This window comes from Streptomyces sp. NPDC048257, assembly GCF_043201855.1.
Taxonomy (GTDB): domain Bacteria; phylum Actinomycetota; class Actinomycetes; order Streptomycetales; family Streptomycetaceae; genus Streptomyces.
Map to the genome: position 1 here is coordinate 383,157 of NZ_JBICZI010000005.1, position 26,411 is coordinate 409,567.

The window sequence follows — 26,411 nt, forward strand, 5'->3', positions numbered from 1 at the left end:
GCGCCGCCCGGGGTGGTGGGCGGTGGACGGGCACGGCGAAGGCGCCGCGCTCCGGAACCGGCCTCGTTGCCGTCCGGCGCTGCGCGGCGCCGTAAGTACATGGATACGCCACAGATAACCACCTGGAGGCCCACTGGCTCAACCGGGCCCCGCTGCACTGGGCCATTGGTACAGCCCCTACGTGATTTTGTCGGCCATGGGACAGCCAACGGACCAGCCCGGCGACCGTCCTCCGGCGGCCCTCGTCGACGTGACCACGCGCTGTTATCGTGTCGCGACCCGCGGGACGTACGGAAGGGGACCGACGTTGACGCGCACGGGGGAGTCCGGGGAGGCCGAGGCGTTCAGCCGGGCCGCGGTGGCGGTCTTCCGGCTGAACGGACGGTTCACCGCGGCACTCGACCGCCTCACCCTCGCTTCGGGGCTCAGCGCCGCGCGCTGGCAGATACTCAGCACCGTGACGGGTGAGTCACTTTCCGTGTCCGCCGTGGCCCGGCGCGTGGGGACCACCCGGCAGAGCGTCCAGCGCATAGCGGACCTGCTCGTGCGCCAGGGTCTGGCGATCTACCTGGACAATCCGGCGCACCGGCGGGCGAAGCTGCTCACCGCCACCGAGCAGGGCGTGGCCGCGAAACGCGAGATCGACTCCTGTCTCGCCGAGCTGGCCCGCCAGTTGTGCGAGGGCCTCGGCGGCGAGGGCGAGGTGCGGCGCACGGCCGAGCTGCTGCGGGGCCTGTCCGGCGCATTGTCGTCGACCGGATCCGACGACGCTCCGTGAAGCATGCCCACGTGTCCACCGCTATACGGACAAGCTGGCCTGAAACTGCCCGTGTTTTTCCCAAGAGTTGACTGCACCGAGGAATCCTCTTTGCGGTACCGTTCGCGCCTGACGCGGGGTTTCAAGGCCGGGGGACCTTTTGAATCGGTTTGTCTTCAGAGTGCTGGGGCCGCTGGTCGTCCAGACCGATGACGGTCCGCTGCGCATCAACGGCCGCCGCCAGGCCACGGTCCTCGCGATGCTGGTGCTCTACGCCGACCGGATCGTGTCGGTGGACACCCTGGTGGACGCCGTCTGGCCGGAATCTCCCCCGGCGACCGCCCGCAACCAGATCGCCATCTGTGTCGCCACCCTGCGCAAGACCTTCAAGCAGGCCGGGGTGACCGATCTGCTGATCACCTCTCCCCCGGGCTACCTGCTGGCCAAGGGGGAGCACCGGATCGACGTCCAGGAGTTCCTGGAGCGGGCCGACCAGGGGCGGGACGCCGCCCGGCACGGACGGGCCGAGGAGGCGTGCACGCAGTTCGAGGAGGCGCTGAGCATCTGGCGGGGCTCCGCGCTGGACGAACCCTCCGGTTCCCGGCTGGAGGCGGAGACCACCAGGCTGGAGCAGATGCGGCTCGCGCTGCTGGAGGAGCGTGCCGGGCTGATGCTCCAGCTGGGCCGGCACCGCACGCTCACCGGTGAACTCACCGATCTGGTGGCCCGGCACCCGCTGCGCGAGCAGTGCCGCGAACACCTCATGCTGGCCCTGTACCGGTCGGGGCGGCGGGCCGAGGCCCTTGAGGTGTTCCTGGACGGCCGCCGGTTACTCACCGAGCAGCTGGGGATCGAACCGGGTCCCGGGCTGCGGCAGCTGCACGACCTGATCCTGCGCGACTCCCCCGAACTGACCCGGCCCCCGGCCGCGGTGGCGCCCGCCCCGGCGGCCCTCAGCACCATCCCGGCCCAACTGCCCGCCGACGTCATGGCGTTCACCGGCCGGCAGCGGGAGATGACCTCCCTGGACCGGCTCCTGAAGGAGCCGTACAACCCGCACACCCCGGCGCTGGCGACGATCGTCGGCGTGGGCGGGGTCGGCAAGACCGCACTGGCCGTGCACTGGGCGAGCCAGGTCGCCGACCAGTTCCCGGACGGCCAGCTCTTCGCCGATCTGCGCGGGTACGACGAGGAGCACGCGCCGGTGTCCCCCGCGGCCGTGCTCGACCGGTTCCTGCGCGCCCTCGGGATCGGCGCGCCCCAGATACCGGCGGATCCCGACGAGCGGGCCTCGCTCTTCCGGAGCCTGCTCAGCACCCGCAAGACACTGATCGTGCTGGACAACGTACGGTCCTTCCACCAGCTCAGACCGCTGCTCCCCGGCGGCGGACGCAGCGTGGTGCTCGCCACCAGCCGCGAGAGCCTGGGCGATCTGACCGGGGACTACACGGCCCTGACCATCCGGCTGCGGATGCTGGAGCCGACCGAGGCGACGGCCCTTCTGATCAAGCTCGCCGGGGCCGAGCGCTTCGGCAGCGACCCGGTGGCGGTGGAACAGCTCGGCGCGCTGTGCGACTGCCTTCCGCTCGCGCTGCGGATCGCGGGAGCGCGGCTGGCGGCCAAACCCGGTCTGAGCGTACGGAGCCTGGTGGCACGGCTGCGCGACCAGCGGTGCCGGCTCGACGTACTGAGCCCGGGCGAGGGCGGGGTGCGCGCCGGGTTCCGGCTCACCTACCGGGACCTGCCGCCGGAGGCGGCCCGGATGTACCGCAGGCTCGGGCTGCTTCGCACAGCGGACTTCGCCGCGTGGGCGGGAGCGGCCGTACTGGACACGGACGTGTGGCACGCGGAGGAGCTGATCGACCACCTGGTCGACGCGCAGCTGCTGGAGGTCGCCGACGCCGAGCCGGGTCGGGCCGCCCGCTACCGGTTCCAGGACCTGCTGCGGCTGTTCGCCCGGGAGCGGGCGGAGTCGGACGAGCCGGAGGGGGAGACCCACTCCGCGCTCGAGCGGGCCTTCGCGGCCTGGCTCTGGCTGGCCGAGGAGGCGCACCGGCGGATCGACGGGCGGGAGTTCCCGGTGGGCCGGCCGGCCGAAGCCGCCCCCCGGTTCCTGACGGAGCTGGCCGACGAGCTGCTGGCCGCGCCGATGGACTGGTTCGAGTCGGAGCGCACGGCGGTGGCGGACCTGGTGGCGCACGCGGCGGAGACGGGCCGGTCCCGGTACGCGTGGACGCTGACCGAGAGCGCGGTACCGCACTTCGAGACGAAGAACTACCTGGAGGACTGGCAGCGCTGCGCCGAGCTGGCGCTGGCCGCGGCCCGGCGCGGCGGGGACCAGCCGGGCGAGGCGACGATGCTGCGGCTGCTGGGGTCACTGGCGATCTACCAGCGGCGGTACGAGCAGGCCGAGGGCTGGAACATGGCCGCGCTGCGGCTGCTGCGCAACGCCGGTGACGTGGGCGGGGCGGCGCTCGCCCAGCGCAACCTCGCCATGTGCGCGCGGTTCCAGGGGGACTGGGAGCGGGCGCTGGAATTCTGCGAGGCGGCCCTCAACGGTTTCCACACGTCCGGAGACATCGGGAACGAGGCCCATCTGCTGGGTTTCCAGGCGCAGATCGAGCTGGACCGGGGCAACGTGGGGGGCGCGCTGCCGCTGGCGGAGGAGGCGGTGGCGCTGAGCCGGCGCACCGGATCGGTGCGGGCGGAGGCGCAGAGCGTGTACCGGCTGGCCGAGGTGCGGCTGCGGGCGGGGAACCTGGGCGAGGCCGCGGAGGCGTTCGGCGCGGTGCTGCGGCTGACCCGGGGCGAGGGCGACCGGGTCGGGGAGGCGCACGCGCTGCGGGGGCTGGGGCAGACACAGTGGAGCCAGGGCCTGCTGTCGGCGGCGGGAGGGACGCTGCAGCAGGCCCTGGAGATCACGGACGAACTGGCGGATCGTTTCCTGTGTGCCCGGGTGGAGACCGATCTGGGGTGTGTGGAGGCGATCGGCGGCCGCCTGACGGAGGCGGCGCAGAGGTTCCGGCGGGCGCGGGCCGCCTTCGGGGAGGTCGGCGCGCAGCCCTGGCGGGCGCAGGCGGCCCGACTGCTCGCGGCGGTTCAGGGCGCGGCGGCCGAGCCGGGGCCAGGCGGTGGGGGCGGGCCGGGCGGTGCGGGCCGGCCGGGCAGGGGCGGTGGGGGCTCCGGGGAGCTGCCGCATCGTTCCTTCACGGCGGCGGAGCTGACCTCGCTGCTGACGCACCCGGAGGACTAGCGGAACGCGGAGCGGAACGCGGAGCGGAACGCGGAGCGGAACGCGGAGCGCGGGCGGGTCGGGGCGGGTCGGGGCAGGTTCCGGGGCGGGTCAGCCCCAGGGCATGTCGCCGTGCTTGCCGTCGGAGCCGTCGCGCGGGGGGTCCAGCGGCTTGACGATGCCCCAGGGCATGTCTCCGTCGGCCTGCGTGGTGGTCCTCGTGTCCGTCAGGACGGCCGCCGCTCCCCCCGTACCCACGAACATCCCCGCAAGAACGACCAGGCAGGCCGCCGCCGTCGTGTTCGCCGTCTTCGCCGTCCGCGTGCTGCGCATCTGGGAATCCCCTCTCGGTGGAGCATCACTGCCGCTCGCTGCGGCACGAATGGAACAGTAGGGACGCCTCCTTTTTCTTCCGTGTTCCATCGATTTCGTGGCCCCGGCCGCCCTCGAAATCGCCACGATATCGAGGGAACAACGCACTCCTCTAGCTTCGTCCAGAGATTCTTCTCCATGAATCACGGATGGGGCGGTACATGGAATTCCGAGTGCTCGGGCCAGTCGAGGTACGGCGGGACGGCCGCCGGGTCCCGTTCTCCGGGGCGAAGCTGCACACCGTGCTCGCGGCGCTCCTCGTGGCCCGTGAAGAGGTGATCTCCGACGAACGGCTGTGCCGGCTGCTGTGGGGCTGGGCCCCGCCGGCCACCGTCAGCGCACAGCTCTACACCTACGTTTCCCGCTTGCGCAAGATTCTCGGCGACGATGTTCTGATCGATCGCCGGCCGCCTGGATATGCCATGAGCATCGGTAATGCGACCCTTGACCTGACGGAATTCGAGAAGCTGGCACTCGGCGGCCGCGAGGCATTGATCGCCGAGGACTTCGAAAAGGCCGGTGAGCTGCTGCGCGGTGCCCTGGCCCGGTGGAACGGGCAGCCCTTCGCCAACGCCACGGAATACCTCGCCGACGCCGAGGCCCCGCGGCTGAACGAGGCCCGGGCGGTCACGCTGGAGCACCGCATCGCCGCGGACCTCGCCCTCGGCCGGCACGAGCAGATCACCGGTGAACTCACCGGCCTCGTCGCCGAGTTCCCGCTGCGCGAGCGCATCCGGTGCCAGCTGATGACCGCCCTGTGCCGGTCCGGCCGGCAGGCGGACGCCATCCACCTCTACCACCACGGCCGGGCGGTGCTCGCCGACGAGCTGGGCGTGAACCCCGGCGAGGAACTCCGGGCCACCTACCGGGCGCTGCTGGAGGGCACGCTCGACCGCCAGCCGCGCTCCGCCCCCGCCGTGCTGACCGGCCCCCCGCGGGACGCCACCGGCCGCCCCGCCGGCGCCCCGGCCATGCTGCCCCCGGACACCGTCGACTTCACCGGCCGGGAGCCCGAACTGGAGCTGCTGTGCCGTGCGCTGGCCCCCGACGGACAGGGCGCCGGGCGGCCCCGGCGGGTCCTGGTCACGGGGATGGCCGGGCTCGGCAAGACCGCCCTCGCCGTGCACGCGGCCCACCGCAGCCAGCGGCACTTCCCCGACGGGCAGTTGTACGCCGACCTGCGCGCCCCCGACGGCACGCCCCGGCACCCCACCCGGGTGCTGCGCCGGCTGCTGCGCGCGCTGGGCCCGGCGGACGAGGTACCGGTCACCGAGGACCAGGACCAGCTGGTCCGGCTCTACCGGGAGCGGACCCGGGGCAGGCAGCTGCTGATCGTGCTGGACAACGCCTCCGGGGCCGCCCAGCTGGGCCCGCTGCTGCCCAACACCCCGGAGCCCGCGGTCCTGGTCACCGGGCGGACGGCCCTGCCCACCGTGGCCGGGGCGCACACCGTGGCCCTCGCACCCCTGGAGCCCCGGGACTCGCTGGAGCTGCTCTCGGCCGCGGCCGGTCCCGCCCGGGTGGCCGCGGCGCCCGGGGCGGCGTCCGCGATCGTGGAGCACTGCGCCGGCCTGCCCCTGGCCCTGCGGATCGTCGGGACGCGGATCGCCGCCCGGCCGCACTCCACCCCGGACCGGCTCGCCCGCAGGCTGGCCGATCCCCTCACCCGGCTGCGCGAGCTGCACTCGGGCGACCTGGACGTGCACTCCTCGCTGCTGCCGTCCTGGCGGGCGCTGGACCCCGAGGTGCGGGCGGTGTTCCCCGCGCTGGCCGCGCTCGGCCCGCAGCCGTTCCCCGCCGCGGATGCGGCAAGGGCACTGAGCCTGCCGGAGACCGAGGCGGAGCGGCTGCTGGAGGCGCTCGCCGACGCGGCACTGCTGGAGGTCAGCGGCGCGGACGAGTGGGGCCAGCCCTGCTACCTCTTCCATCCGCTCGTACGGCTCTTCGCGCTCTCCCTGGACGAGGGGGCCGCGCCCGGCCGCGGGGCCGCCGCCCGGACGGAACATAACCGGCGGCTAACTCACCGCCCCTAGCCTCGCCCTGCCCCGCAGCAGGGCGCTCCGGCCCGCATCTACCCCAGGCAAGCACAGGCCACCGGCCCGTAACACCGAATGGAGTTGGACCATGACCGAGCTCCTGCCCGCTCGCGCGGACAGTGCCGCGTCCTTCCCGATGACCGAGACGCAGCAGGCACTGATGATCGGGCGAGGTGAAGCAGTCGAGCTGGGCGGCATCGGCTGCTACGGATACTTCGAATGGGAGCGTGCGGACCTCGACCCCGAGCGTTTCGCCGTCGCCTGGCGCAAGGTGGTCGCCCGGCACGACATGCTCCGCGCGATCGGGCGCACGGACGGCACCCAGTGGGTCCCGGCCGACCCGCTGCCCTTCGGGATACCGGTGGTCGACCTGCGCGACCTGTCCGCCGAGGCCTCGCGGGCGCGGCTCGCCGCGCTGCGGGACGAGATGAGCCACGTGGTCTTCCCGGTGGGCAGCTGGCCTCTGTTCGACCTGCGGATCATCCGGCTGGGCGGCCCGGGGAACATCGGCAGGGTCCACCTCGGGATCGACCTCCAAGTGCTGGACGCCTCCAGCGCCTTCCAGGTGCTCTTCCCCGAGCTGGTCGACCTGTACGAGAACCCGGACGCCGAACTCCCTGAGCCCGGTATCGGTTTCGCCGAGTACGCCCGCTGGCGCGCCGACGCCCTGCCGCACACCGAGGCCTTCCGCACCGCCCGCGACTACTGGCTGGAGCGGGTGCCCACCCTGCCGCCGGCCCCCTCGCTGCCCACCGGCGGCTCCGCCGGCGGCGGGAGCGAGGTGCGCTTCGACCGGCGCGAGCACCGCCTCTCCCCCGCCGACTGGCAGCGGTTCTCGGCGCGGGCGCACGAGGCGGGGCTGACCCCGTCGGTCCTGCTCACCGCCGCCTTCGCCGAGGTGGTCCGGTGCTGGGCGGAGGAGTCCGACTTCACCATCAACTACCCGATCTTCCAGCGCCCGCCGGTGCACCCGGACATCGCCGGCGTGCTCGGTGACTTCACCAACGCCGTGATGCTCGCCGCAGACGGCTCCGGCGCGACCTTCCTGGACCGGGCGCACGCCCTGCGCGACCAGCTCGCCCGCGACGCGGAACACGGCGCCTTCAACGGCGTGCGGGTGCTGCGCGAGCTGACCCGGCTGCACGGGGTGGGCGCGCAGGCCGGCATGCCGGTCGTCGTCACCAGCCTGCTCGACTACCCGGTGCGCAGGCCCGTGACGGACCTGGGCCGGGAGGTGTACTCGATCTCGCAGACCCCGCAGGTCTCGCTCGACGTACAGCTGCGCGAGCTGGCCGGTGAACTGCGCGTCATCTGGGACTTCGTCGACGGGGCCTTCGCGCCCGGCTTCGTCGACGCCGCCTTCGGCGTGTACGTGGACCTGCTGGAGCGGCTCACGCGGGACCCGGAGAGCCTGCACGCCCGGCGCTTCGACCTGATCCCGGCGGCCGAGCGGACCCTGCGCCGCCAGGTCAACGACACGGCCGGGCAGATCCCGTACACCACCTTGCACGAGCTGTTCGCCCGGCAGGTGGAGCGCACGCCCGACGCCGAGGCCGTGGTGGACGCGGGCCGGCGCCTCAGCTACGCCGAACTGGCCTCGTACGCCTGGCGGATCGGGCACACACTGCGGGACCACGGCGCCGCCCCGGGTGAGCTGGTCGCCGTCGTGATGGAGAAGGGCTGGGAGCAGTACGCCGCGGTGTACGGGATCCTGGCCTCCGGCGCCGCCTATCTGCCGCTGGACCCGTCGGTGCCGCCGGAGCGGCTGCGCCGCCTGCTCACCGAGGCCAAGGTCGACCGGATCCTCACCCAGTCCTCCCTGGAGTCCCGGATCAGCTGGCCCCCCACGGCCCGCCGCTACCGGGTGGACAGGGACTTCGAGTCGGGGCCGGACACCCGGCCCGACACCGCGCAGACTCCCGCGGACCTCGCCTACACGATCTTCACCTCCGGCTCGACGGGTGAGCCCAAGGGCGTGATGGTCGACCACATCGGTGTGGTCAACCTGGTCCGCGACGTCGCCGAGCGCTTCGGGGTCGGCTCCCGGGACCGGCTGCTGGCCATCTCCGGGCTCCACTTCGACGCCTCGATCTACGACGTCTTCGGAGTGCTGACGCAGGGCGGGACCGTGGTGCTGCCACCGCCGTTCGAGCACGCCGAGCCCGATGTCTGGGCCGATCTGGTGCAGGCGGAGCAGGTCACCCTGTGGAACTCCGTACCCGTCCTGATGGAGCTGCTCGTCGGCGAGGCCGAGGTGCGCGAGCGCCGCGGCGGCGGCCGGCCGCTGGAGTCCCTGCGGCTGTCCGTGCTCTCCGGCGACTGGATCCCGCTCACGCTGCCGGACCGGCTGCGGGCACAGAGCCCCCGGATCCAGGTGGTGGGTTCGGGCGGTCCGACCGAGACGATCTGCTGGTCGCTGTTCCAGCCGATCGGCGAGGTCGATCCCTCCTGGACGAGCATCCCGTACGGAAAGCCGATCACCAACCAGCGCTACTACGTGGTCGACGCGTCCGGATACGAGCGCCCGCTCGGGGTGGTCGGCGAGATGGCCGTGGCCAGTGACGTCGGGCTCGCGCTCGGCTACTGGAACGACGCGGAGCGCACCGCGAACCGCTTCGTCCAGCTTCCGGAGAGCGGCGAACGCGCCTATCTGACCGGTGACCTGGGCCGGTACCTGCCGGACGGCAGCATCGAGATCCTGGGCCGCGACGACTTCCAGGTCAAGATCCAGGGCCACCGGATCGAGCTGGGCGAGATCGAGGCCGTCCTGCGCCAGGACGCCGAGGTCGAGGCGGCCGTGGTGGTGGCCCCGGCCAGCGCCCACGGGGTGCGGCGGCTGCACGCCTTCGTGGTGGCCGGAGCCGACGCGGCCGGGCCGGTGCTGGAGCGGCTCGCCGCTCAGCTTCCCGGCTACATGGTGCCGGCTGCGCTCACCGTGCTGCCGGAGCTCCCGCTGACCCGTAACGGCAAGGTCGACCGGCTGCTGCTGGCCTCCTCCGCCGGGCGGCAGCAGTCCGCCGACGAGGCGGCCGTACGGGACTCCGGCGACGAGCCGGGCAGCGCCCTGGCGCTGGTGCTGTGCGCGGCGGTCGCGGACATCCTCGGCCTGGACGGGGTGGGGCCCGGTGACAACTTCTTCAGTCTGGGCGGCGATTCGCTCAGCGGCACCCGGCTGGCCGGCCTGCTCAAGGAGCTGCTGGGGGTGCCGGTGCCCGTCAAGACCGTGTTCCAGAACCCGGTGATCTCCGAGCTGGCGGAGAAGATCGCCGTGGACGAGCAGCACGGCGCGGAGGCGACCGCCGCCGCGGAGGCCTTCGGCGAGCTGGAGGAGGACGAGGCCGACGTGGCCGACGCGCCGGCCGGGGACGTGGTTCGGCACAGCACGGTCATCACGGACGATTCCGAGAGGGGACAGTCATGAGTCTCACCCTGCCCGCGCCCGTCACCGAGCCGCAGCTGCCCGCGGCGCCCGCACCCGGTCCGGACCCCGACCTGGTCGATTTCGCCCGGCACGCCACGGCTCGGCTCAGAGAGCGCGACGGCGCGCTGTACACGCTGCTGGCCCGGGAGTCGGCGCGCCAGCGCGACACCCTGATGATGGTCGCGGCGTCCAGCGTCGCGGATCCCTCCGTCCTGGCCTGCGAGGGCAGCGCGCTCGGCAACCTGACCGCCGAGGGCTTCCCCGGCAACCGCTACCACGCCGGCTGCGGGGTCGCCGACGAGATCGAGCGCCTCGCGATCGAGCGGGCGTGCGCGGCGTTCGGGGCCGAGGACGCGATCGTGCAGCCGCACTCCGGTTCCTCCGCCAACCTCGCCGTGATCACGGCGCTGTTGAGCCCGGGCGACTCCCTGCTCGGGCTGGACCTGGACTGCGGCGGGCACCTCACCCACGGCTCCCCCGCCTCGGTGACCGGCCGCTACTACCGGGCCCACGGCTACCGGGTGACACCGGAAGGGCTGCTCGACTACGACCAGATCCGCGAGCTGGCCCTGGAGCACCGCCCGAAGCTGATCGTCTGCGGAGCGAGCGCCTACCCCCGCAGCATCGACTTCGCCCGCTTCCGGGAGATCGCGGACGAGGCCAACGCCTACCTCCTGGCCGACATCTCGCACATCGCGGGACTGGTCGCGGCCGGCCTCCACCAGAGCCCCGTCGACCACGCCCACGTGACGACCACCAGCACCTACAAGCAGCTGTACGGCCCGCGCGGCGGGCTGATCCTGCTCGGCCGGGAGGCCCGTAGGGCCGGACCGGAGCGCGGCACCCTGGCCGCGACCCTGCGCCGCGCCGTGTTCCCCTTCACCCAGGGCACGCCCGACCTCGCGTCGGTGGCGGCCAAGGCGCGCGCCCTGGACTTCGTGGCGAGCCCCGATTTCGCCGAGCTCGCCAAGCGGCTCGCCGACGGCGCGCAGGCGATCGCCGAACGCCTCTCGGACCGGGGGTTCCGGCTGGTCACCGGCGGCACGGACACCCACATGGTGCTGCTGGACCTGCGCGGCACCGGCGTTACCGGAGACGTCGCCGAGCAGGCCCTGGAGTCCTGCGGGATCGTCGTCAACCGCAACCGGGTCCCCGGCGACACCACCCCGGTCCGGGTGACCGGCGGACTGCGGCTCGGCACCAACACGCTGGCCGCGCGCGGGATGGACCACGCGGTCGCCGCCGAGTGCGCCGACCTGGTCGCCGACGTCCTCACGGCGCTGCGCACGCAGGGCGGCGTACTGCCGGACGTGCTGCGCGACCGGGTGCGCACCAGGGTCTCCGAGCTGTGCGCCGCCCACCCCCTGCCGGGGTACCTGCCGTGACCTTCAGCGGCTTCCCGCCCTCGGCACTGCGCCTGTACGAGGACCTCGCGGCCGACAACAGCAAGGAGGCGTGGCGGCTGCGCCACCGCGAACGGTACGAGCGTGACGTACGTGCGCCGATGGACGAGCTGGCCGCTGAACTGACCGTGTGTTTGCGGGAGTCGACCGGGGCGGGCGAGGTGCAGGTGCTCGGCCCGGTCCGGGACACCCGGATGTCCCACGACAAGTCCCCGTACAAGAGCTACCAGGGTGCCCATCTGGACCTGCTGCCCTGTCTGGGCCTGTGGGTGCACCTGGACCGGCACGGCCTGTACGCCTCCGGCCGCTGGTATCCGTACGCCGGGGCCGAGGTCGCCCGCTACCGCGCCGCCGTCGAGCAGGTGGACGGCGGCGCGGAGCTGGCCGCGATCGTGGCCCGGCTCGAGGACCAGGGGTTCACCCTGGGCGGCGACCGGCTCAGGTCCCGGCCGCGGGGGGTCCCCGCGGACCACCCGCGGCTGGGGCTGCTGCGCCACCGCACGATCGACGCCGGGCGCCGGTACGGGCCGGAGGCGGGCCTGCACACGGCCCGCGCCGCGGAACTGGTGCGGGAGACCTGGCAGTCGGTACGCCCCCTGCTGGACTGGATGGCGGCCCGCGAACTCACCCCACGGCCCAGCGAGCAAGGAGTTGACGCACCGTCATGAGCATCGGGAGTTTCGAGACCGCCGACCTGCGCAGTGACACGGTGACCCGGCCGGGGCCCGGGATGCGGGCCGCGATGGCCGCGGCGGAGGTCGGCGACGACCTGTTCGGGGAGGATCCGACCGTCCGTGCACTGGAGGACCGGCTCGCCGGGCTCTTCGGCTTCTCCGCGGCCCTGTTCACCCCGTCCGGGGTGATGGCCAACCAGATCGCCCTCCAGCTCCTCGTCGGTCCCGGCGAGGAGCTGGTGTGCGATGCCGAGGCACACGTCCTGGCCCACGAAGAGGCCTCACCGGCCCGCTACGGCGGGATCCAGACGCGCACGGTGTCGGCCGAGCGGGGGGTGATCACCGCGGACCTGCTGGCCGGGGTGGTCCGGCGGGGGAACCCGTACACGCTCGGCACCCGTGCGGTGGAGGTGGAGCAGACCCACACCCGGGCCGGCGGGACGGTCCACCCGCTCCCGACGCTGCGCGCCGTACGGGAACTGACGGCCGGCGCGGGCCTGGCGGTGCACATGGACGGGGCCCGGATCTGGAACGCGATGGCCGCGACGGGCACCTCCGCGCGCCAGTACGGGGAGACGGCCGACTCCCTGTCCGTGTGCCTGTCGAAGGGGCTGGGCGCGCCCGTCGGGTCGGTGCTCCTGCTGCCGGCCGAACACCTGCCGCGGGCCCGGAAGCTGCGGCACGGACTGGGTGGCGGCATGCGGCAGTCGGGCATCCTGGCGGCTGCGGGACTGTACGCCCTGGACCACCACGTGGAGCGGGTCGCCGAGGACCACGCCCACGCCGCGCTGCTGGCGGCGGGGCTGCGGGACGCGGGATGCACCGTGCGCCCGCCGGAGACCAACATCGTCCTCATCGAGGTTCCCGGCGCCGACGAGGTCGTCGCACGGGCCGCACGGGAAGGAGTGCTGGTGACCGCGCCCGGTCCGCGGACGGTCCGGCTGGTCACTCATCTGGATGTGGGACGGAAGGCGTGCCGGCGAGCCCTCGAGGTGCTCGCCGCCGTTGTGACCGATGTCGTCACCGCGGCGCGGAACACCGCGCCCGCGGGACACCTGTGAGAAGCGGAAGAGAGCGAAGTAGCAGCATGAGCTTAGAAGTACGGCCCGCCACGGCGGATCTGTGGGACGACATCCGGCAGGTGCTCCAGCCGAAGAAGAGCGCGCACACGTGCTGGTGCATGGCGTGGCGGCTGTCGACCGGCGACTACGGGCGGCTCACCGCCGACGAGCGGGGCGAGCACCTGCAGGGCCTCATGGAGAAGGCCGATCCGCCGCCCGGGGTCCTGGGGTTCCTGGACGGCGAGGTGGCCGGCTGGTGCAACGTGGCGCCGCGCCGCCAGCTCGACCGGCTGACCTCCTCGAAGACGATCACACCGGTGGACGATCTGCCCGTGTGGTCGGTGACCTGCTTCGTCGTACGCAAGGAGTTCCGCGGCAAGGGGGTCGCCTCGGGCCTGCTGGAGGGGGCCGTCGAGCACGCGCGGGCCCACGGTGCGCCCGCCGTCGAGGGATATCCGGTGGACCCGGAGGGCGGCCGGGTCAATCCGACGCTCGCCTATGTCGGGACGATGGACATGTTCGAGCGGGCCGGCTTCCGCCGGGTGCACCGCACCGAGGCCAAGAGCGACAAGCGCCACCGCTGGGTCATGCGCCGCGACCTGGTCTGACGGTCCTGCCGTACGCAGAAGGGGCTCCCGCGGTGCGGGGGCCCCTTCTCGCGTGCGGCGCCCGGTCAGGGGGTGTGCGCCGCGGTGTCCCACAGCTGGGCCGGGCGCCCGCAGCGCATGGCCTCCCAGGCCGCGCGCCGGTAGCAGCCCGCCACCAGGCCGTCCCGGACCAGGCCCGAGGCTCCGTGCAGATGGACCGCGTCCCGTGTCACGTCGAGGGTGGTCTCCGCCGTGAGGGCGATCAGCCCGGCGGCCTCCCCCGGGGTGAGCCGGGCCTCGTCGAGGTCCCGGGCGGCGTCGCCCACGGCCCAGCGCACGGCGTCGAGACGGGCCAGCAGCCCGGCCACCCGCAGCCGGGGGCCCTGGTGTTTGACCAGGGCCTGGCCGAACTGCTGCCGGCCGCGGATCCGGGAGACGACCGCGGTCAGGGCGGCCGCCGTGATCCCGGCCAGCAGCGAGGCCTGGTGGACGGCCGCGCGCAACCCCACGCGGGCGAGGGCCTGTTCGGCGGCGAGGCCGCGCAGCAGTACCGCGCCGGCCGGCAGCCGTGCCTCGTCGAAGACGGCACCTGCGACGGCTCCCCCGCCGTGGTCGCGCAGCGGGCGTACCGCCACGCCCTCGGTGGGCAGCCCGACGAGCGCCACGCACGGGCCGTCGGGGCCGCTCGCCAGGACCAGCAGGGCGCCCGGCCCGACGCCGGCGGCGAAGGGGCCGCCGGTGCCGGTGAGGACGACGCCGCCGGTGTCCCCGTCCGGTTTCCAGGTGATGCCCGGCGGCACGGTGCCGCGCGGATCCGGCAGCCTGCCCGGTACGGCGAGTTGCACGTCTCCGGTCCGCACCTGGTCCAGGAGGCTGTCGGCGGCCTCGGGGGCGAGGGGGCCGAGGCCGGAGATCAGGTCCAGGGCGAGGAGGGTGTCGGTGAGCGGGACGGGCTGCATCGCGTTGCCCGCCTCCTCGCAGACCATGGCGACGACCGCCTGGCCCAGGTCGAGTCCGTCCTTGCCGATGGGGAGGGCGAACTCCCAGGCACCGACCTGGGTCAGCGCCTCCCAGGCGCCGGCGGGGGTGTCCCCGTCGACCTCCAGCCCCTGGCGCACGGTGAGCCGGAGCTGGCGGAAGAGGGAGTCCTCGTCCTCCCGCTCCCGCCAGCGCTCGGGCGCCGCCGCGCCCTTCGCGCCCGTGCCGTTCCCGTTGACCGCCTGTGATGTCACGGCCGTACCCCCGCACCTGAGTCGAGACGCAGCCGGGCCAGCGTCTCCAGCATCATTTCGGCGGTGCCGCCCGATATCCGCATCCCCGGGGCTTCGCGCAACGCCGCGTCGAGTGGGTGTGCCACCCCGTCGACCTCGGGGTCGTCGAGGGTCATGCTGCGGTCGCCGTCGAGTTCCGCGGCCCACCAGGCCACTTCGGCGGCGAGTTCGGTGGTGTACCACTTGGCGGCGGCGGCCTCGTCCTCGTTGAGCTCGCCCCGGTCGAGGCGGGTGAGGACGCGGCGGACCAGGGTGCCGGCGGCGAGCAGCCGGGCGTTGAGTTTGGCCAGGCCGATCTGGTCGTGCTGGCCGGCCTCCAGGCGGTCGGTGTGGACCTCAAGGCGTTCCACCGCGGCCCGGTACCAGCGCAGCGCCTTGACGTAGTAGTCGAGTCCGGTGCGCTCGAAGGCGAGCGTCTTGACGACGATCGCCCAGCCCTGGCCGGTCTCGCCGACCACGTCGTCGGCGGTGACGGCCACGCCGTCGAGGGTGACCTCGTGGAAGGCGTCGTCGCCCATGCCGGGGATCTGCCGGATGGTGACGCCCGGCTGGGCCAGGGGGACGAGGAAGAGGCTGAAGGCGTCGTCCTCGCCGCGGGCCAGGCACAACCCGTAGTCGGCGAGCCGTGCGAAGAGCGAGTGGACCTTGGTGCCGTACAGCTTGTAGCCGCCCTTGCCGTCGGAAACGGCGCGGGTGGAGAGGATGTTGAGGTCGGAGCCGGCCTGGGGTTCGCTGAACAGGACGCAGCCGAAGGCCGTGCCGGCCGCGAAGCCCGGCAGGTGCCGGGCCTTCATGGCCGGGCTCGCGACGTTGAGCAGGGTGGATCCGACGATCTGGACGGTGAGGGTGTGCAGCAGGTCGGGCACGTCGTGCATGGCCAGTTCCTCGACCAGGACGGCGGCCGCGACCTGGCTGATGCCGCGGCCGCCGTACTCCTCGGGCCACTGGGGTGCGAGGAGGCCCTGTTCGCCCAGGGCCCGGTGGATGGGCCGGGGGTCGCGGGTGCGCCGGGCCTCGGCCACGGGGGTGGAGACCAGAATGTCGTGGATGTCCTCGCGCAGGGCCCGCATGGGGGTGCGGGGCACGTCGGCTCCGCTCCGTACGAGCCCGCAGTCCGCGGGCGCACGGTAGAACTCGGTGGTGAGCACGGGCAACTCCCTAGGTGGTCAGCGGGGATGCGGGCGCGGCGGTGGCCCGGTCCAGCACGTCCTCGATTCCGGTGAGCAGCCCCCGCACATCCTCGGGCGTGGCCGCGTGGCGGTTGTACTCGGCGGTGCCGCCGATCTCGCCGTCGTCCCGTTCCACTAGGCCGATGCAGGCGAGGGCGGCGGCCGGGTCGGGGCTGTAGAGCTCCAGGTGCCGGGCCGGCGGTCCGGGCAGCTGGCCGACCTCGATCCCCGGCAGGTCCAGGGGGACCGCCGGGTAGTTGTGGAGGGCGAACAGGACGTTGTACGGCGGGGGTGTGCCGTCGCCGAACAGGACGTCCACGGGCAGGCGCTGGTGGGCCAGTGCGTCGGCCACCGCGGCGCGGGTGCGGTGCAGCAGTTCGCGGAAGGTGGGGCCGCCCGCGAGGTCGAGGCGGATCGGCACCACGGTGGTGAACTGTCCGACGGCGCCTTCGAGCGGTCCGGCGAAGCGGCCGGCCGCGGGGGTGCCGATCACCAGGGAGGTACGGCCTTCCCTGCGGGCCAGGACGACGGCCAGCGCGGCGAGCAGCGTCATGAACGGAGTGGCCCCCTCGGCCGCGCCGAGCTCCAGCCCGGCGTCGACGGGCCCGCGGGCCAGCCGTACGGGCACGTGGCCGCGTTCGAATCCGCCGGGCGCCCGGGGTGCGGGCGGGTCTGCGGCGAACACGGCGCGGCGCCTGGCGAGTTCGGCGGAGCCGTCGGGTCCGGCGAGCCAGCGGTGCTGCCAGTCGGCGTAGTCGGGGAACTGGAGTCCGGGCGAGCCGGCCGGGCCCGCGGCGCCCTCGCGGTAGCCGGCGGTCAGGTCCGCCAGGAAGACCCCGGAGGACCAGCCGTCGAAGACCGCGAGGTGGGAGGCGAGGATCAGGACGTGCTCGTCGGGGGCGAGCCGCAGCAGGCGGAACGCGCTGGTGCGGCCGCTCTCCAGGTCCAGGACGGTGGAGGCGCTCTCCGTTGTCTGCAGGACCACGCGTTCGGCCGCGGCCTGCGGGGTGAAGCCCGAGAGGTCGGCACGGGTGAGCCGCAGAAACGGTTCCTCGTCCACGTGCAGCTGCGGCTGGCCGGTACTGGAGACGGTGAGCCGGGTGCGCAGTGCCTCGTGCCGGCGCAGCACCCCGGTGAGCGCCGAGGTGAGGCGCTGCGGGTCGAGCGGGCCGGTCAGCCGCAGGGCGTGGGAGCCGGTGGCGACGGCCGGGTGGGTGCGCTCGCGGCGCCACAACCGGGACTGAAGTGCGGTGGGCGGGACCGGCCCCGCGCCGCAGCGCGGAGCCGGGTGGGCGGGTACGGGCTGCCGGGCGGCCAGCATCAGCCGGGCGAGCTCGCGCTTCGCCTCGGGGAGCGCGGCGAGCGCTCCTTCGAGCCCGGCCGGGTCGGCCATCAGGCACCGTCCGGGTGCTGCAGGGAGCCGAGGAGGGCTGCGGCCTCGTCGTCGCTCATGTTCTCGATCTGCTCGAAGACCGCGAGCAGCCGGTCCTGTTCGCCGGCGGCCTCGGCCTTGGCGGTGCGGACCAGTTCGGCGAGTCCGGAGACGGTCGGGCGGCCGAAGAAGTCGGCGAGGGCGATGTCGATGCCGAAGAGGGCGCGGACCCGGGAGACCACGATGGTGGCCTGGAGGGAGCTGCCGCCCAGAGCGAAGAAGTCGCCCTCCACGTCCGGGTTCTGCCATTCCAGCAGCGGGGTGAGGATGTCCCGGCAGATCTGCTCCTCGATGGCGTCGCGCGGTGCGGTGCCGCCCTGCGCCGACAGCTCGGCCGGCTGCGGCAGGGCGGCGGTGTCGACCTTGCCGTGCGGGGTGAGGGGCAGCTCGTCGAGGACGACGACGACCGGCACCATGTAGCCGGGCAGCCGGCCGGCCGCGTAGGCGCGCAGGCCCTCGGCGTCGGCGACCTCGGAGGCGTACGAGCCCACCTGCTCGACGGTGACGTAGGCGGCCAGCATGCGCTCGCCGCCCGCGGCGGGCTGGGCCACCACGACGGCCTGCTGCACCGAAGGGTGCCCGGTCAGTACGGACTCGACCTCACCCGGCTCGATGCGGTGGCCGCGCACCTTGAGCTGGCGGTCGGTGCGGCCGAGGAAGTCCAGGTTGCCGCCGGGCAGCCAGCGGACCAGGTCGCCGGTGCGGTAGAGGCGCTCGGTCTCGGGGCCGTCCGCGTAGGGGTTGTCGGCGAACCGGTCGGCGGTGAGGTCGGGGCGGCCGAGGTAGCCGCGGGCCACGCCCGGGCCTGCGACGCAGAGTTCGCCGGGTACGCCGGGCGGGACCGGGCGCAGCCGCTCGTCGAGGACGAAGGCCTGGTGGCCCGGCATGGGGCGGCCGATCGGCGGATTGCGGTCGTAGCTGCCGGTGCAGTCCATCAGCGTGACGGCGACGGTCGCCTCGGTGGGGCCGTACCCGTTGACGAACCTGCGCTCCCCCGCGGTCCATTCGGCGACCAGTCTGCCCGGGAAGGCCTCGCCGCCCACCGAGACCAGACGCAGGTCGGGCAGGCCGGCCTGGTCGAGCAGCGGCAGGAGCGCGGGCGGGAGTTCGGCGACGGTGACCGCGTCCTCGCGCATGCGGGTCTGGAGCAGGGCCGGGTCGCGGCGCTCGTCGTCGGTGGCGATGACGAGGGAGCCGCCGGCCAGCAGCGTGGTGAAGATCTCGAAGACGGAGACGTCGAAGGTGAGCGGGGCGAACTGCAGGACCCGGTCCTCGGCCCGGACCTCGTAGGCCCGGGCAATGGTGCGGGAGAAGTGGGTGACCGAGCGGTGCTCGATCATGACGCCCTTGGGGGTTCCGCTGCTGCCCGAGGTGTAGAGCACGTAGGCCAGGTCGCCCGGGTGGGAGGTCGGGGCGAGGGAGGGAACCTCGCGGACGGGGGCCGCCGTTCCGGTGGTCACCAGCTCCAGCGGAACGGGCAGCTGCGCGGACTCGTCGGCGAGGGCGTGCCGGACCTTGGCGTCGGCCAGGACCGTACGGGTCCGCTCGGCCGGCGCGGCCGGGTCGACCGGGATGTAGTGGGCGCCGGCCTTGAGTACGCCGAGTAACCCGGCGACGGCGGCCGGGCCGCGGGACACGCACACCGCGACGGGGTCGCCGTGCCGTACCCCGCGGTCGCGCAGCCGGTGGGCGATCGCCTCGGACCAGCGGTCGAGGGCCGCGTAGTCGAGCCGCGTGGAGCCGTGGTGGACGGCGACGGCGTCGGGGTGGATGGTGGCCCGCTCGCGGAACGCGCGGTCCAGGGTGGTGGTCCAGGCGGCTTCGTCGACCGGGCCGCCGCGGGACAGCTCGCGGGCGTGCCGGGAGGCGGCCGGCTCCTCGACCAGGCTGATGTCGCCGACCTGGAGGTCGGGGTTCTCGGCGACCTGCTCCAGGACCTGGCGGAAGGCGGCGAGCAGGGCGCTGGCCGTGCCGTGCCGGTAGAGCGAGGTGTTGTATTCGAGGGAGAGTTCCAGGCCGTCGTTCTCGCCGACCAGGAAGCTCATGTCGAACTTCGCGGCGCCGTCGTGCAGTTGGTCCATGGTGAACTCGATGTCCGCGGCCTGTGCGCGGTGGGTGCCCCAGCGGCCGAGCGAGGTGAACTCGATCTGGAAGAGCGGGTGGCGCAACGGGTCGCGCACGGGGCGGACGGCCTCCACCACCTGCTCGAAGGGCAGCTCGCTGTTGGTGAAGGAGTCCATGACGGAGGCCGCGGTACGGGCGACCAGCTCGCGGAAGGTGAGCCGGTCGGTGACCTCGGTCCGCAGGGTGATCATCTGGACGAAGCAGCCGATGACCTGCTCCAGGTCGGGGTGCGGCCGGGAAGCGCTCGCCGTGCCGACGACGACGTCCTCGGTACGGGTCCAGTGCCGCAGCAGCGCGTTGAACGCGGCGAGCAGGGTGGTGAAGACGGTGGTGCTGTTGGCATCGGCGAGCTCGGTGAGCCGGTCCAGCAGCTTCTGGTCCAGGGTCAGTTTCAGGCCGCGGCCGTCACCGCGGGTCTCCGGGCCGCGCGGGTGGTCGGGCAGCACCTCGGTTGCCACGGCGCCGGCCAGGATCTGGCGCCACTTGCCCGCCAGTGCCCGGCCGTGCTCGTCGTTCTCCAGCTTGGCCCGCTGCCAGGCCGCGAAGTCGGCGTACTCGACGGCGAGCCGGGGGGCCTCGGGGCGCTTGCCCGCGGCGGCCGCCGCGTAGCTGGCGGTCAGCTCCTCGGTGAAGATGCGGGTGGATCCCGGGTCCCAGGCGATGTGGTGGACGACCCAGAGCAGGACGTGCCGGTCCGCGGCGAGCCGTACGAGGTGGGCGCGGACGGGCGGGGCGGCGGCCAGGTCGAAGGGGGCGGCGGCGCAGCCGGCGGTGAGCTCGGCGAGTTCGCGGTCCGCGTCCTCGCTGCCGGACAGGTCGGTGCTCTGGACGCCGAGCACGAAGGAGGGGACGGGCTCCTGCCAGGGGACACCGTCGATCTCGACGAGTTTGCTGTGCAGCACCTGGTGGCGGGCGACGACGGCGTTGAGCGCCTCGTGCAGGGCGGCCCGGTCGAGGGGGCCGCCCAGGCCTATGGCCAGGGCTATGTTGTTGCGGGCCTTGCCGGCGCCGAGCTTGTCGACGAACCACATCTGCTCCTGCTGGAAGGAGGAGCGGGAGCGCGGTCCGTGGTCGGCGCGCGCCAGTTCGATGCGGCGGCCCACGCCGGCCGTCATCTGGTTGCGCATCCGTCCCAGCAGGCGGGAGCGCTGTCCCTGGGGCAGACGTCCGAGCCGTTCGGCGAGATCAGACATGGGTTCCTCCGTTGCGGTGCAGGTCGGCGAGGAGAGCGGCGAGCCGGTCGGGCAGGTGCTTGGCGAAGTAGTGGCGGCCCCCGGGGATCACGGCGAGCCGCACGTCGGCCGCGTACCGGCCCCAGGCGCGGTAGCCGTTCTCGTATCCCTCGGTCGCGTCGTCGGCGTCGCCGATGATGCAGGTGAGCGGGGTGGCCAGGGGCCGGTCGTAGCCTCCCGGGGTGCGGGCGAAGAAGCGGGCGGCCTCGGTCATGTCGTGGCGGACCATCCGCAGGACGGCGGTGAGGTCGCTGTCGTCGAGGACGCCGTCGAAGCCGTCCATGGTGGTCAGGTAGGCGACGAGGTCGTCGTCTCCGGAGACGCGTTCCATCTCCAGGGCGTACTCGGGGTCCTCCTCCGGGAGGGCCGCGGCGAGGTCCAGGGCGATCGGGCGCTGCCCCAGCCGTTCCAGTACGCGGGTGGTCTCCAGCGCGGTGACGACGCCGGCGCAGTGGCCGTAGACCGCGTACGGTCCCCGCACGGTGCGGGCGATCTCCTCGGCCGCGCGTTCCGCGAACTCGGGGACCGGCAGCATCGGGCCGGGGCGCAGCGGGTCGTGTCCGGGCGGGGAGACGGCCAGGAGCTCGATGTGCGGCGGGAGCTGGGCCGCGAGCGGCTGGTAGGCGATGGCGTCGCCGCCGCCGTGCGGGAAGCAGACGAGGGTCAACGAGGTGGTGCCGGAGGGGCGTTCGGGGGTGAGCCGGTGCAGCAGCCGGTGGTGCTGCGGTCCCGTTCCCGTTTCCGTTGCGGTGAGTTCGGCGGTCCGGGCGGCGAGGCCGGCCGGGGTCGGGTTGCTGAAGAGGTCGACGACGCGCAGGGCGACGGCTCCGCCGTCCGGCAGGGCGGTGGCGACGGCGCGGACCGTGCGGACGGCGGCGAAGGAGTCTCCGCCGAGGGCGAAGAAGTCGTCGTCGGGTGCCACGTCCGCCACACCGAGCACCTCGGCCCAGACCGCGGCGATCCGCAGGGCCACCGGATCCCCGTCCGCGGGCGCGGCGGCCGTCCGATCCGGCGCCTGGACGGTGACGGTGGGGCGCGGGTCGGGCAGGGCGCCCCGGTCCACCTTGCCGTTGGGGCTCAGCGGCAGCCGTTCCAGCAGCACCAGTTCGGCGGGGACGCAGTGCGGGGGCAGGACGGCGGCGAGCCCGGTGCGCAGGGCCGCGGTGTCGAGGCCGGCGCCCTCCTCCGGGACCACGTAGCCGACGAGGCGGTCGGATCCGGCGGTGCGGCGGGCTGCCACGACGGCCTCGCGGACCCCGGGGCGGTCGCGCAGTGCGCTCTCCACTTCGCCGGGCTCGATGCGGAGACCGTTCAGCTTGATCCGGAAGTCGGTGCGGCCGAGCAGTTCGATGGTGCCGTCGGGGCCGTAGCGGGCCAGGTCGCCGGTGCGGTACAGCCGTTCGGTGCGGCCGGGCTCCAGTTCGACGTGGACGAACTTCTCCTCGGTCAGTTCGGGGCGGCCGAGGTAGCCGCGGGCCAGTCCGGCCCCGCCGAGGTGGAGTTCGCCGGGTACGCCGACGGGGACGAGGCGGTCCTTCGGGTCGAGGATGTAGCTGAGCTGGTTGGCCATGGGCCGCCCGTAGGGGAGCTTGGTCCACTGCGGGTCGACCCGGCCGACGGGGAACTCCACCGAGTGGATGGAGGCCTCGGTCGCCCCGCCGAGCGCCACGAAGGACAGCCCGGGCGCGAAGGCGCGGATCCGGTCGGGCTGGGTGACGGGGATCCAGTCGCCGCCGAGGAACGCCGTGCGCAGCTTCGGCAGTGCGGGCCCGCCGGCGTGTTCGAGCTGGTCGACGAGGAGCCCGAGGAGGGCGGGGGCGGAGTTCCAGACGGTGACGCCGTGCCGGTCGACGAGGTCGGCCCAGTGGGCCGGGTCCTTGGCGGCGGCGGGGTCGGGCAGGACGAGCGCGCCGCCCGCGGCCAGGATGCCGAGGGTTTCGTAGACGCTCATGTCGAAGCTGGGCGAGGACAGGGCGAGGACCGAGTCGCCGGGCCCGATGCCGTACGAACGGTTGAGGTCGAGGATGTTGTTGACGACGCCGCGGTGTTCCAGGGCGATGCCCTTGGGGGTGCCGGTGGAGCCCGAGGTGAAGATGACGTAGGCCAGGTCCCGGGAGGTGACGGGGACGGCCGGGCGGGTCGCGGGCAGCTCGGCGAGCGCGGCCCGGTCGGTGTCGAGCAGGACCTGGGCGGTGCCGGCGGGGACGGGAAGACGGCCGATGAGTTCCGCGTCGGAGACGACGATGGGCGGTGCGGAGTCCCGCAGCAGCAGCGCCAGGCGTTCGGCCGGGTAGTCCGGGTCGAGGGGGACGTACGCTCCGCCGGCCTTGAGGACGGCGAGGATCGCGGTGACCAGTCCGGGGCCGCGGCGCAGGCACAGGGCCACGGTCCGGTCGGGGCCCGCACCGGCCTCGACCAGCCGGTGGGCCAGCCGGTTGGCGCGTTCCTCCAGCTCACGGTAGGTGATGTTCCAGCCGCCGAGTCCGCCGAGGACCACGGCGGGCGCGTCCGGCCGCCGGTCGGCGTGCTGCTCGAACAGCTCGTGCAGGCAGGCGTCCTGGGGGAAGGGGGCGCGGGTGGCGTTCCAGTCGTCCAGGGCGGCCCGGCGTTCGCCGTCGGTGAGCAGCGGCAGGGCGGACAGCGGCACGTCCGGGCGGTCGACGGCCCCTTCGAGGGTGGTGAGGAAGTGGCCGAGCAGCCGGTCCACGGTCGCGGCGTCGAAGAGGGCGGTGGGGTACTCCACCAGGGCGCGGACCGCGGTGCCGGTGTCGTGGACGCTGATCATCAGGTCGTACTTGGTGGCGTGCGAGGAGAAGTCGATGGGCTCGGTGGCGACGCCCGCCAGGCCCGGGGCGGTGTCCGGGGTCTCGTCGAGGAGGAACATCACGGAGGTGAGCGGCGGCCGGCTCGGGTCGCGGGGCAGTGCGAGGGCGTCGACGATCAGGTCGAAGGGCAGTTCCTGGTGCGCGTACGCCTGGAGGGTGGTGTGGCGGGTGGCGCGGACCAGTTCGGCGAAGCCGGGGTCGCCGCCGGTTCTGATGCGCAGCGGCAGGGTGTTGACGAAGAAGCCGATGAGCTCGCCGAAGGCCGGGTGGTCGCGGCCGGAGACCGAGGTGCCGACGACGATGTCCTCCTGGCCGGTCCAGCGGCGCAGGGTGGCGGCGAAGCCGGCCAGCATCGTCATGTAGAGGGTGGCGCCCTCGGACTTGCCGAACTCCCGCAGCCGGGCGATGAGCCGGGGCGGAAGGTCGATGTAGCGGGAGGCTCCGGCGTGTCCGAAGACGGGCGGCCGGGGCCGGTCGGTGGGCAGGTCCACGGGGGTGGCCCCGCCGAGCTCCTCCCGCCAGAAGGAGGTGAGGCTCTCCAGCCGGTCCCCGCTGACGCGGCGGCGCTGCCAGGTGGCGAAGTCGGCGTACTGGAGGGCGAGCGGGGCCGGCGCCCCGGTGGGCGCGCCGGTGCGGGCGGCGTAGGCGCCCTCCAGTTCGGTGTAGAGGACGCGCATGGACCAGCCGTCGGTGACGATGTGGTGCAGGTTGAGGACGAGGACGTGGTCCTCGTCGCCGATCCGGCCCAGCCGGGCCCGTAGCGGGACGGCGCCGGCCAGGTCGAAGGGGGCGCCCGCGTCGGCGTCGTAGAACGGCCGGACGGCCTCCTCACCGGGCAGTTCGGTCAGCGGCAGGGGCAGCCGGTAGCCGTCCACGACGCGGGGCACGGCCTCGGTGGCGCCCTCCCGGTAGGTGTAGACGGTGCGCAGCACCTCGTGGCGGTCCACGATGTCCTGGAGCGCCGCGTGCAGGGCGGGTACGTCGAGCGGGCCGCGGATGCGGGTGGCCACCGGCACGTTGTAGGCGGGGCTGCCGGGCTGCAACTGGTCGATGAACCAGAGCCGGCGCTGCGCGAAGGAGAGCACCGGCGCTTCGGCGGGGTCACGGGGTGCCGGCTCAGGGTCCTCCCGTACGGCGGCGCGCCCGCCGTTACGGCCCGTCAGGGCCTGGAACAGTGCCCGGCGGGACTTCGGCAGTGCGGCTATGCGTTCGGCGAGGGACTCGCTCACCTTGAGCCTCCGTGCGTCTTCGGGAGTCGGGAGAGGGATACGGCGAGGTGGCGCCGCGGGGTGCGCGGCGCTGGGTGTGCGGGTGAGGACGGGTGTGCGGGTGAGGACGGCTGTGCGTCCGGGCACGGGTGTGCCTCCGGGCACGGGTGCAGACGTACGGGGTGGGGCGCGGTGCGGAGTGGGTGCCGTGGGGCCGGCACCCACTCCCGCTCCCCCGTCGTGCGTCGGTCAGGCGGTGATCCTGGCCTCGTCGGCGGCCGGAGATCCCTCCTCGGCGCTGTCGCCGGCGGGCATTTCCTTGATCTTGGCCACCGGTCCGGCCAGCAGGGTCAGGCCTCCGACGATGGTCACGGCACCGGCCACCGCGAGGCCGCCGGTCAGACCGATCCCCTCGCCGAGTGCGCCGCCGGCGAAGTAGCCGAGCGACAGGGCGCCGTAGACCGCGGAGAGGGCGGTGCCGCTGACGCGGCCCATCTGCTCGTTCGGGGTGACCCCCTGGACGAGGCTGAGGACGTGGATGTCGAACATCGGGGAGACGAAGCCGATGACGGCCTGGACCACGATCAGTCCGATGAAGCCGCCGACCGCGCCGCCCGTCGGAACCAGGATGTAGCCGGCGCCGAGGACCACGGCGGTGATCACCAGGAGGCGTCCCACGGAGAGGCTCTTGGAGACCACCTCGGAGAGCACGGCACCGACGATGACGAAGACCGACATGACGGCGAAGGCGATGCCGACCTGGCCGGGGCTGAGGTCCAGCACCTTGTAGGCGTAGACGATCAGGAGGGCGTCACCCATCGCGGCACCGAGGTTGACCACGACATTGGCGGTGAACAGGCCGCGCAGCACCGGGTTGCCGAAGAGGGTGCGCATGCCCTCCTTCATCTCGGCCTTGGCGGACGTCTTGCGCTCTTCGGTCCGCTCACGGGTGTCCCGGTGACGGATGACGAGGAGGGCGACCAGCGAGATGAGGAAGGTGAACGCATCGGCGGTGACGGCGCGGGCGGCGCCGAGGACCTGGATCAGCGCGCCACCGGCGCCGGCTCCGACGGCTTCCGCGACGCTCCGGCTGATCTGGAGCTTCGTATTGCCTTCGATGAGGTTCTCGGTACCGATGAGCTGGGGCAGCCAGGACTGGTAGGAGACCTCGAAGAAGGTGGTGAGGACACCGGTGAGGGCGGCCACGATGTAGACGTGGGTCATGCTGACGGAATCGAGGGCGAATGCCAGCGGGATCGTTGCGAGGGCCAGGAAGCGGCCCAGGTCGGCGACGATCATCACGGTGCGCCGCGAGACCCGGTCGGCCACGAGCCCCGCGAAGGGGGCGAGCAGCAGGAAGGGGAGGAAGCGCAGCGCGCCCAGCACGCCGACCTCCAGGGCTCCCCCGTCCAGGACCACGACCGCGAGGGTCGGAAGTGCGAGGAGGGAGATCTTGTCGCCGAAGTTGCTGACGGTCTGCCCGAACCACAGGCGATTGAAATCGGAATGCCGACCGAGTGCCATGTCGACGCCCTTTTCTGATTGGGTACGGAATTGTCGGACGGCACTCAAGCTAGGGACCCGGAGTTAGGGTCCGGTTATGAATG

The 26,411-nt window shown here is 73.5% G+C and carries 15 protein-coding genes; 8 read left to right on the forward strand and 7 right to left on the reverse strand.

Features of this window, described 5'->3' with window-relative positions:
• The first annotated feature begins 307 nt into the window (after positions 1–307).
• Positions 308–778 (forward strand): MarR family winged helix-turn-helix transcriptional regulator, encoded by a 471-nt coding sequence (locus tag ACGFZK_RS14965; protein WP_393849274.1) that lies wholly within the window; start codon positions 308–310, stop codon positions 776–778.
• A gap of 160 nt (positions 779–938) precedes the next feature.
• Positions 939–4,010 (forward strand): BTAD domain-containing putative transcriptional regulator, encoded by a 3,072-nt coding sequence (locus ACGFZK_RS14970; protein ID WP_393849275.1) that lies wholly within the window; start codon positions 939–941, stop codon positions 4,008–4,010.
• A gap of 90 nt (positions 4,011–4,100) precedes the next feature.
• Here the strand turns inward: ACGFZK_RS14970 and ACGFZK_RS14975 are convergent, their stop codons facing one another.
• On the reverse strand, positions 4,101–4,322 hold the full coding sequence (locus ACGFZK_RS14975) for a hypothetical protein (RefSeq protein WP_393849276.1): 222 nt from the start codon (positions 4,320–4,322) through the stop codon (positions 4,101–4,103).
• A gap of 200 nt (positions 4,323–4,522) precedes the next feature.
• Between ACGFZK_RS14975 and ACGFZK_RS14980 the strand changes: the two genes are divergently transcribed.
• The 6 genes from ACGFZK_RS14980 to ACGFZK_RS15005 all read left to right on the forward strand — a co-directional run bounded on the left by ACGFZK_RS14980 (position 4,523) and on the right by ACGFZK_RS15005 (position 13,564).
• Positions 4,523–6,394, forward strand: coding sequence for a BTAD domain-containing putative transcriptional regulator (locus ACGFZK_RS14980; RefSeq protein ID WP_393849277.1), 1,872 nt, complete (start codon positions 4,523–4,525; stop codon positions 6,392–6,394).
• Positions 6,395–6,485: 91 nt separating this feature from the next.
• Positions 6,486–9,818 (forward strand): amino acid adenylation domain-containing protein, encoded by a 3,333-nt coding sequence (locus tag ACGFZK_RS14985; RefSeq protein ID WP_393849278.1) that lies wholly within the window; start codon positions 6,486–6,488, stop codon positions 9,816–9,818.
• On the forward strand, positions 9,815–11,203 hold the full coding sequence (glyA, locus tag ACGFZK_RS14990; RefSeq protein WP_393849279.1) for a serine hydroxymethyltransferase: 1,389 nt from the start codon (positions 9,815–9,817) through the stop codon (positions 11,201–11,203). Before ACGFZK_RS14985 ends, glyA begins: the two co-directional genes overlap by 4 nt.
• Positions 11,200–11,889 (forward strand): DUF2461 domain-containing protein, encoded by a 690-nt coding sequence (locus tag ACGFZK_RS14995; RefSeq protein WP_393849280.1) that lies wholly within the window; start codon positions 11,200–11,202, stop codon positions 11,887–11,889. The genes glyA and ACGFZK_RS14995 overlap by 4 nt, the downstream gene beginning before the upstream one ends.
• Entirely contained in the window at positions 11,886–12,956 is a 1,071-nt protein-coding gene (locus ACGFZK_RS15000) for a threonine aldolase family protein (RefSeq protein WP_393849281.1), read from the forward strand. Before ACGFZK_RS14995 ends, ACGFZK_RS15000 begins: the two co-directional genes overlap by 4 nt.
• 26 nt (positions 12,957–12,982) lie before the next feature.
• On the forward strand, positions 12,983–13,564 hold the full coding sequence (locus tag ACGFZK_RS15005) for a GNAT family N-acetyltransferase (protein WP_393849282.1): 582 nt from the start codon (positions 12,983–12,985) through the stop codon (positions 13,562–13,564).
• Between the two features lie 65 nt (positions 13,565–13,629).
• Here the strand turns inward: ACGFZK_RS15005 and ACGFZK_RS15010 are convergent, their stop codons facing one another.
• From ACGFZK_RS15010 to ACGFZK_RS15035, 6 genes are all read right to left on the reverse strand, one after another.
• Positions 13,630–14,775, reverse strand: coding sequence for an acyl-CoA dehydrogenase family protein (locus tag ACGFZK_RS15010; protein WP_393849283.1), 1,146 nt, complete (start codon positions 14,773–14,775; stop codon positions 13,630–13,632).
• Positions 14,772–15,962: an acyl-CoA dehydrogenase family protein gene (locus ACGFZK_RS15015; RefSeq protein WP_393849284.1), complete on the reverse strand. Its 1,191-nt coding sequence runs from the start codon at positions 15,960–15,962 to the stop codon at positions 14,772–14,774. Before ACGFZK_RS15015 ends, ACGFZK_RS15010 begins: the two co-directional genes overlap by 4 nt.
• Before the next feature lie 10 nt (positions 15,963–15,972).
• The gene (locus ACGFZK_RS15020; RefSeq protein WP_393849285.1) at positions 15,973–17,376 is read right to left on the reverse strand and encodes a condensation domain-containing protein; all 1,404 of its coding nucleotides are present in this window, start codon (positions 17,374–17,376) and stop codon (positions 15,973–15,975) included.
• Complete coding sequence (locus ACGFZK_RS15025; protein WP_393849286.1) at positions 17,376–20,732, reverse strand: amino acid adenylation domain-containing protein; 3,357 nt, start codon at positions 20,730–20,732, stop codon at positions 17,376–17,378. The genes ACGFZK_RS15020 and ACGFZK_RS15025 overlap by 1 nt, the downstream gene beginning before the upstream one ends.
• Positions 20,725–24,825, reverse strand: coding sequence for an amino acid adenylation domain-containing protein (locus ACGFZK_RS15030; protein WP_393849287.1), 4,101 nt, complete (start codon positions 24,823–24,825; stop codon positions 20,725–20,727). Before ACGFZK_RS15030 ends, ACGFZK_RS15025 begins: the two co-directional genes overlap by 8 nt.
• A gap of 228 nt (positions 24,826–25,053) precedes the next feature.
• Positions 25,054–26,328: an MFS transporter gene (locus tag ACGFZK_RS15035; protein WP_393849288.1), complete on the reverse strand. Its 1,275-nt coding sequence runs from the start codon at positions 26,326–26,328 to the stop codon at positions 25,054–25,056.
• Positions 26,329–26,411: the final 83 nt, after the last annotated feature.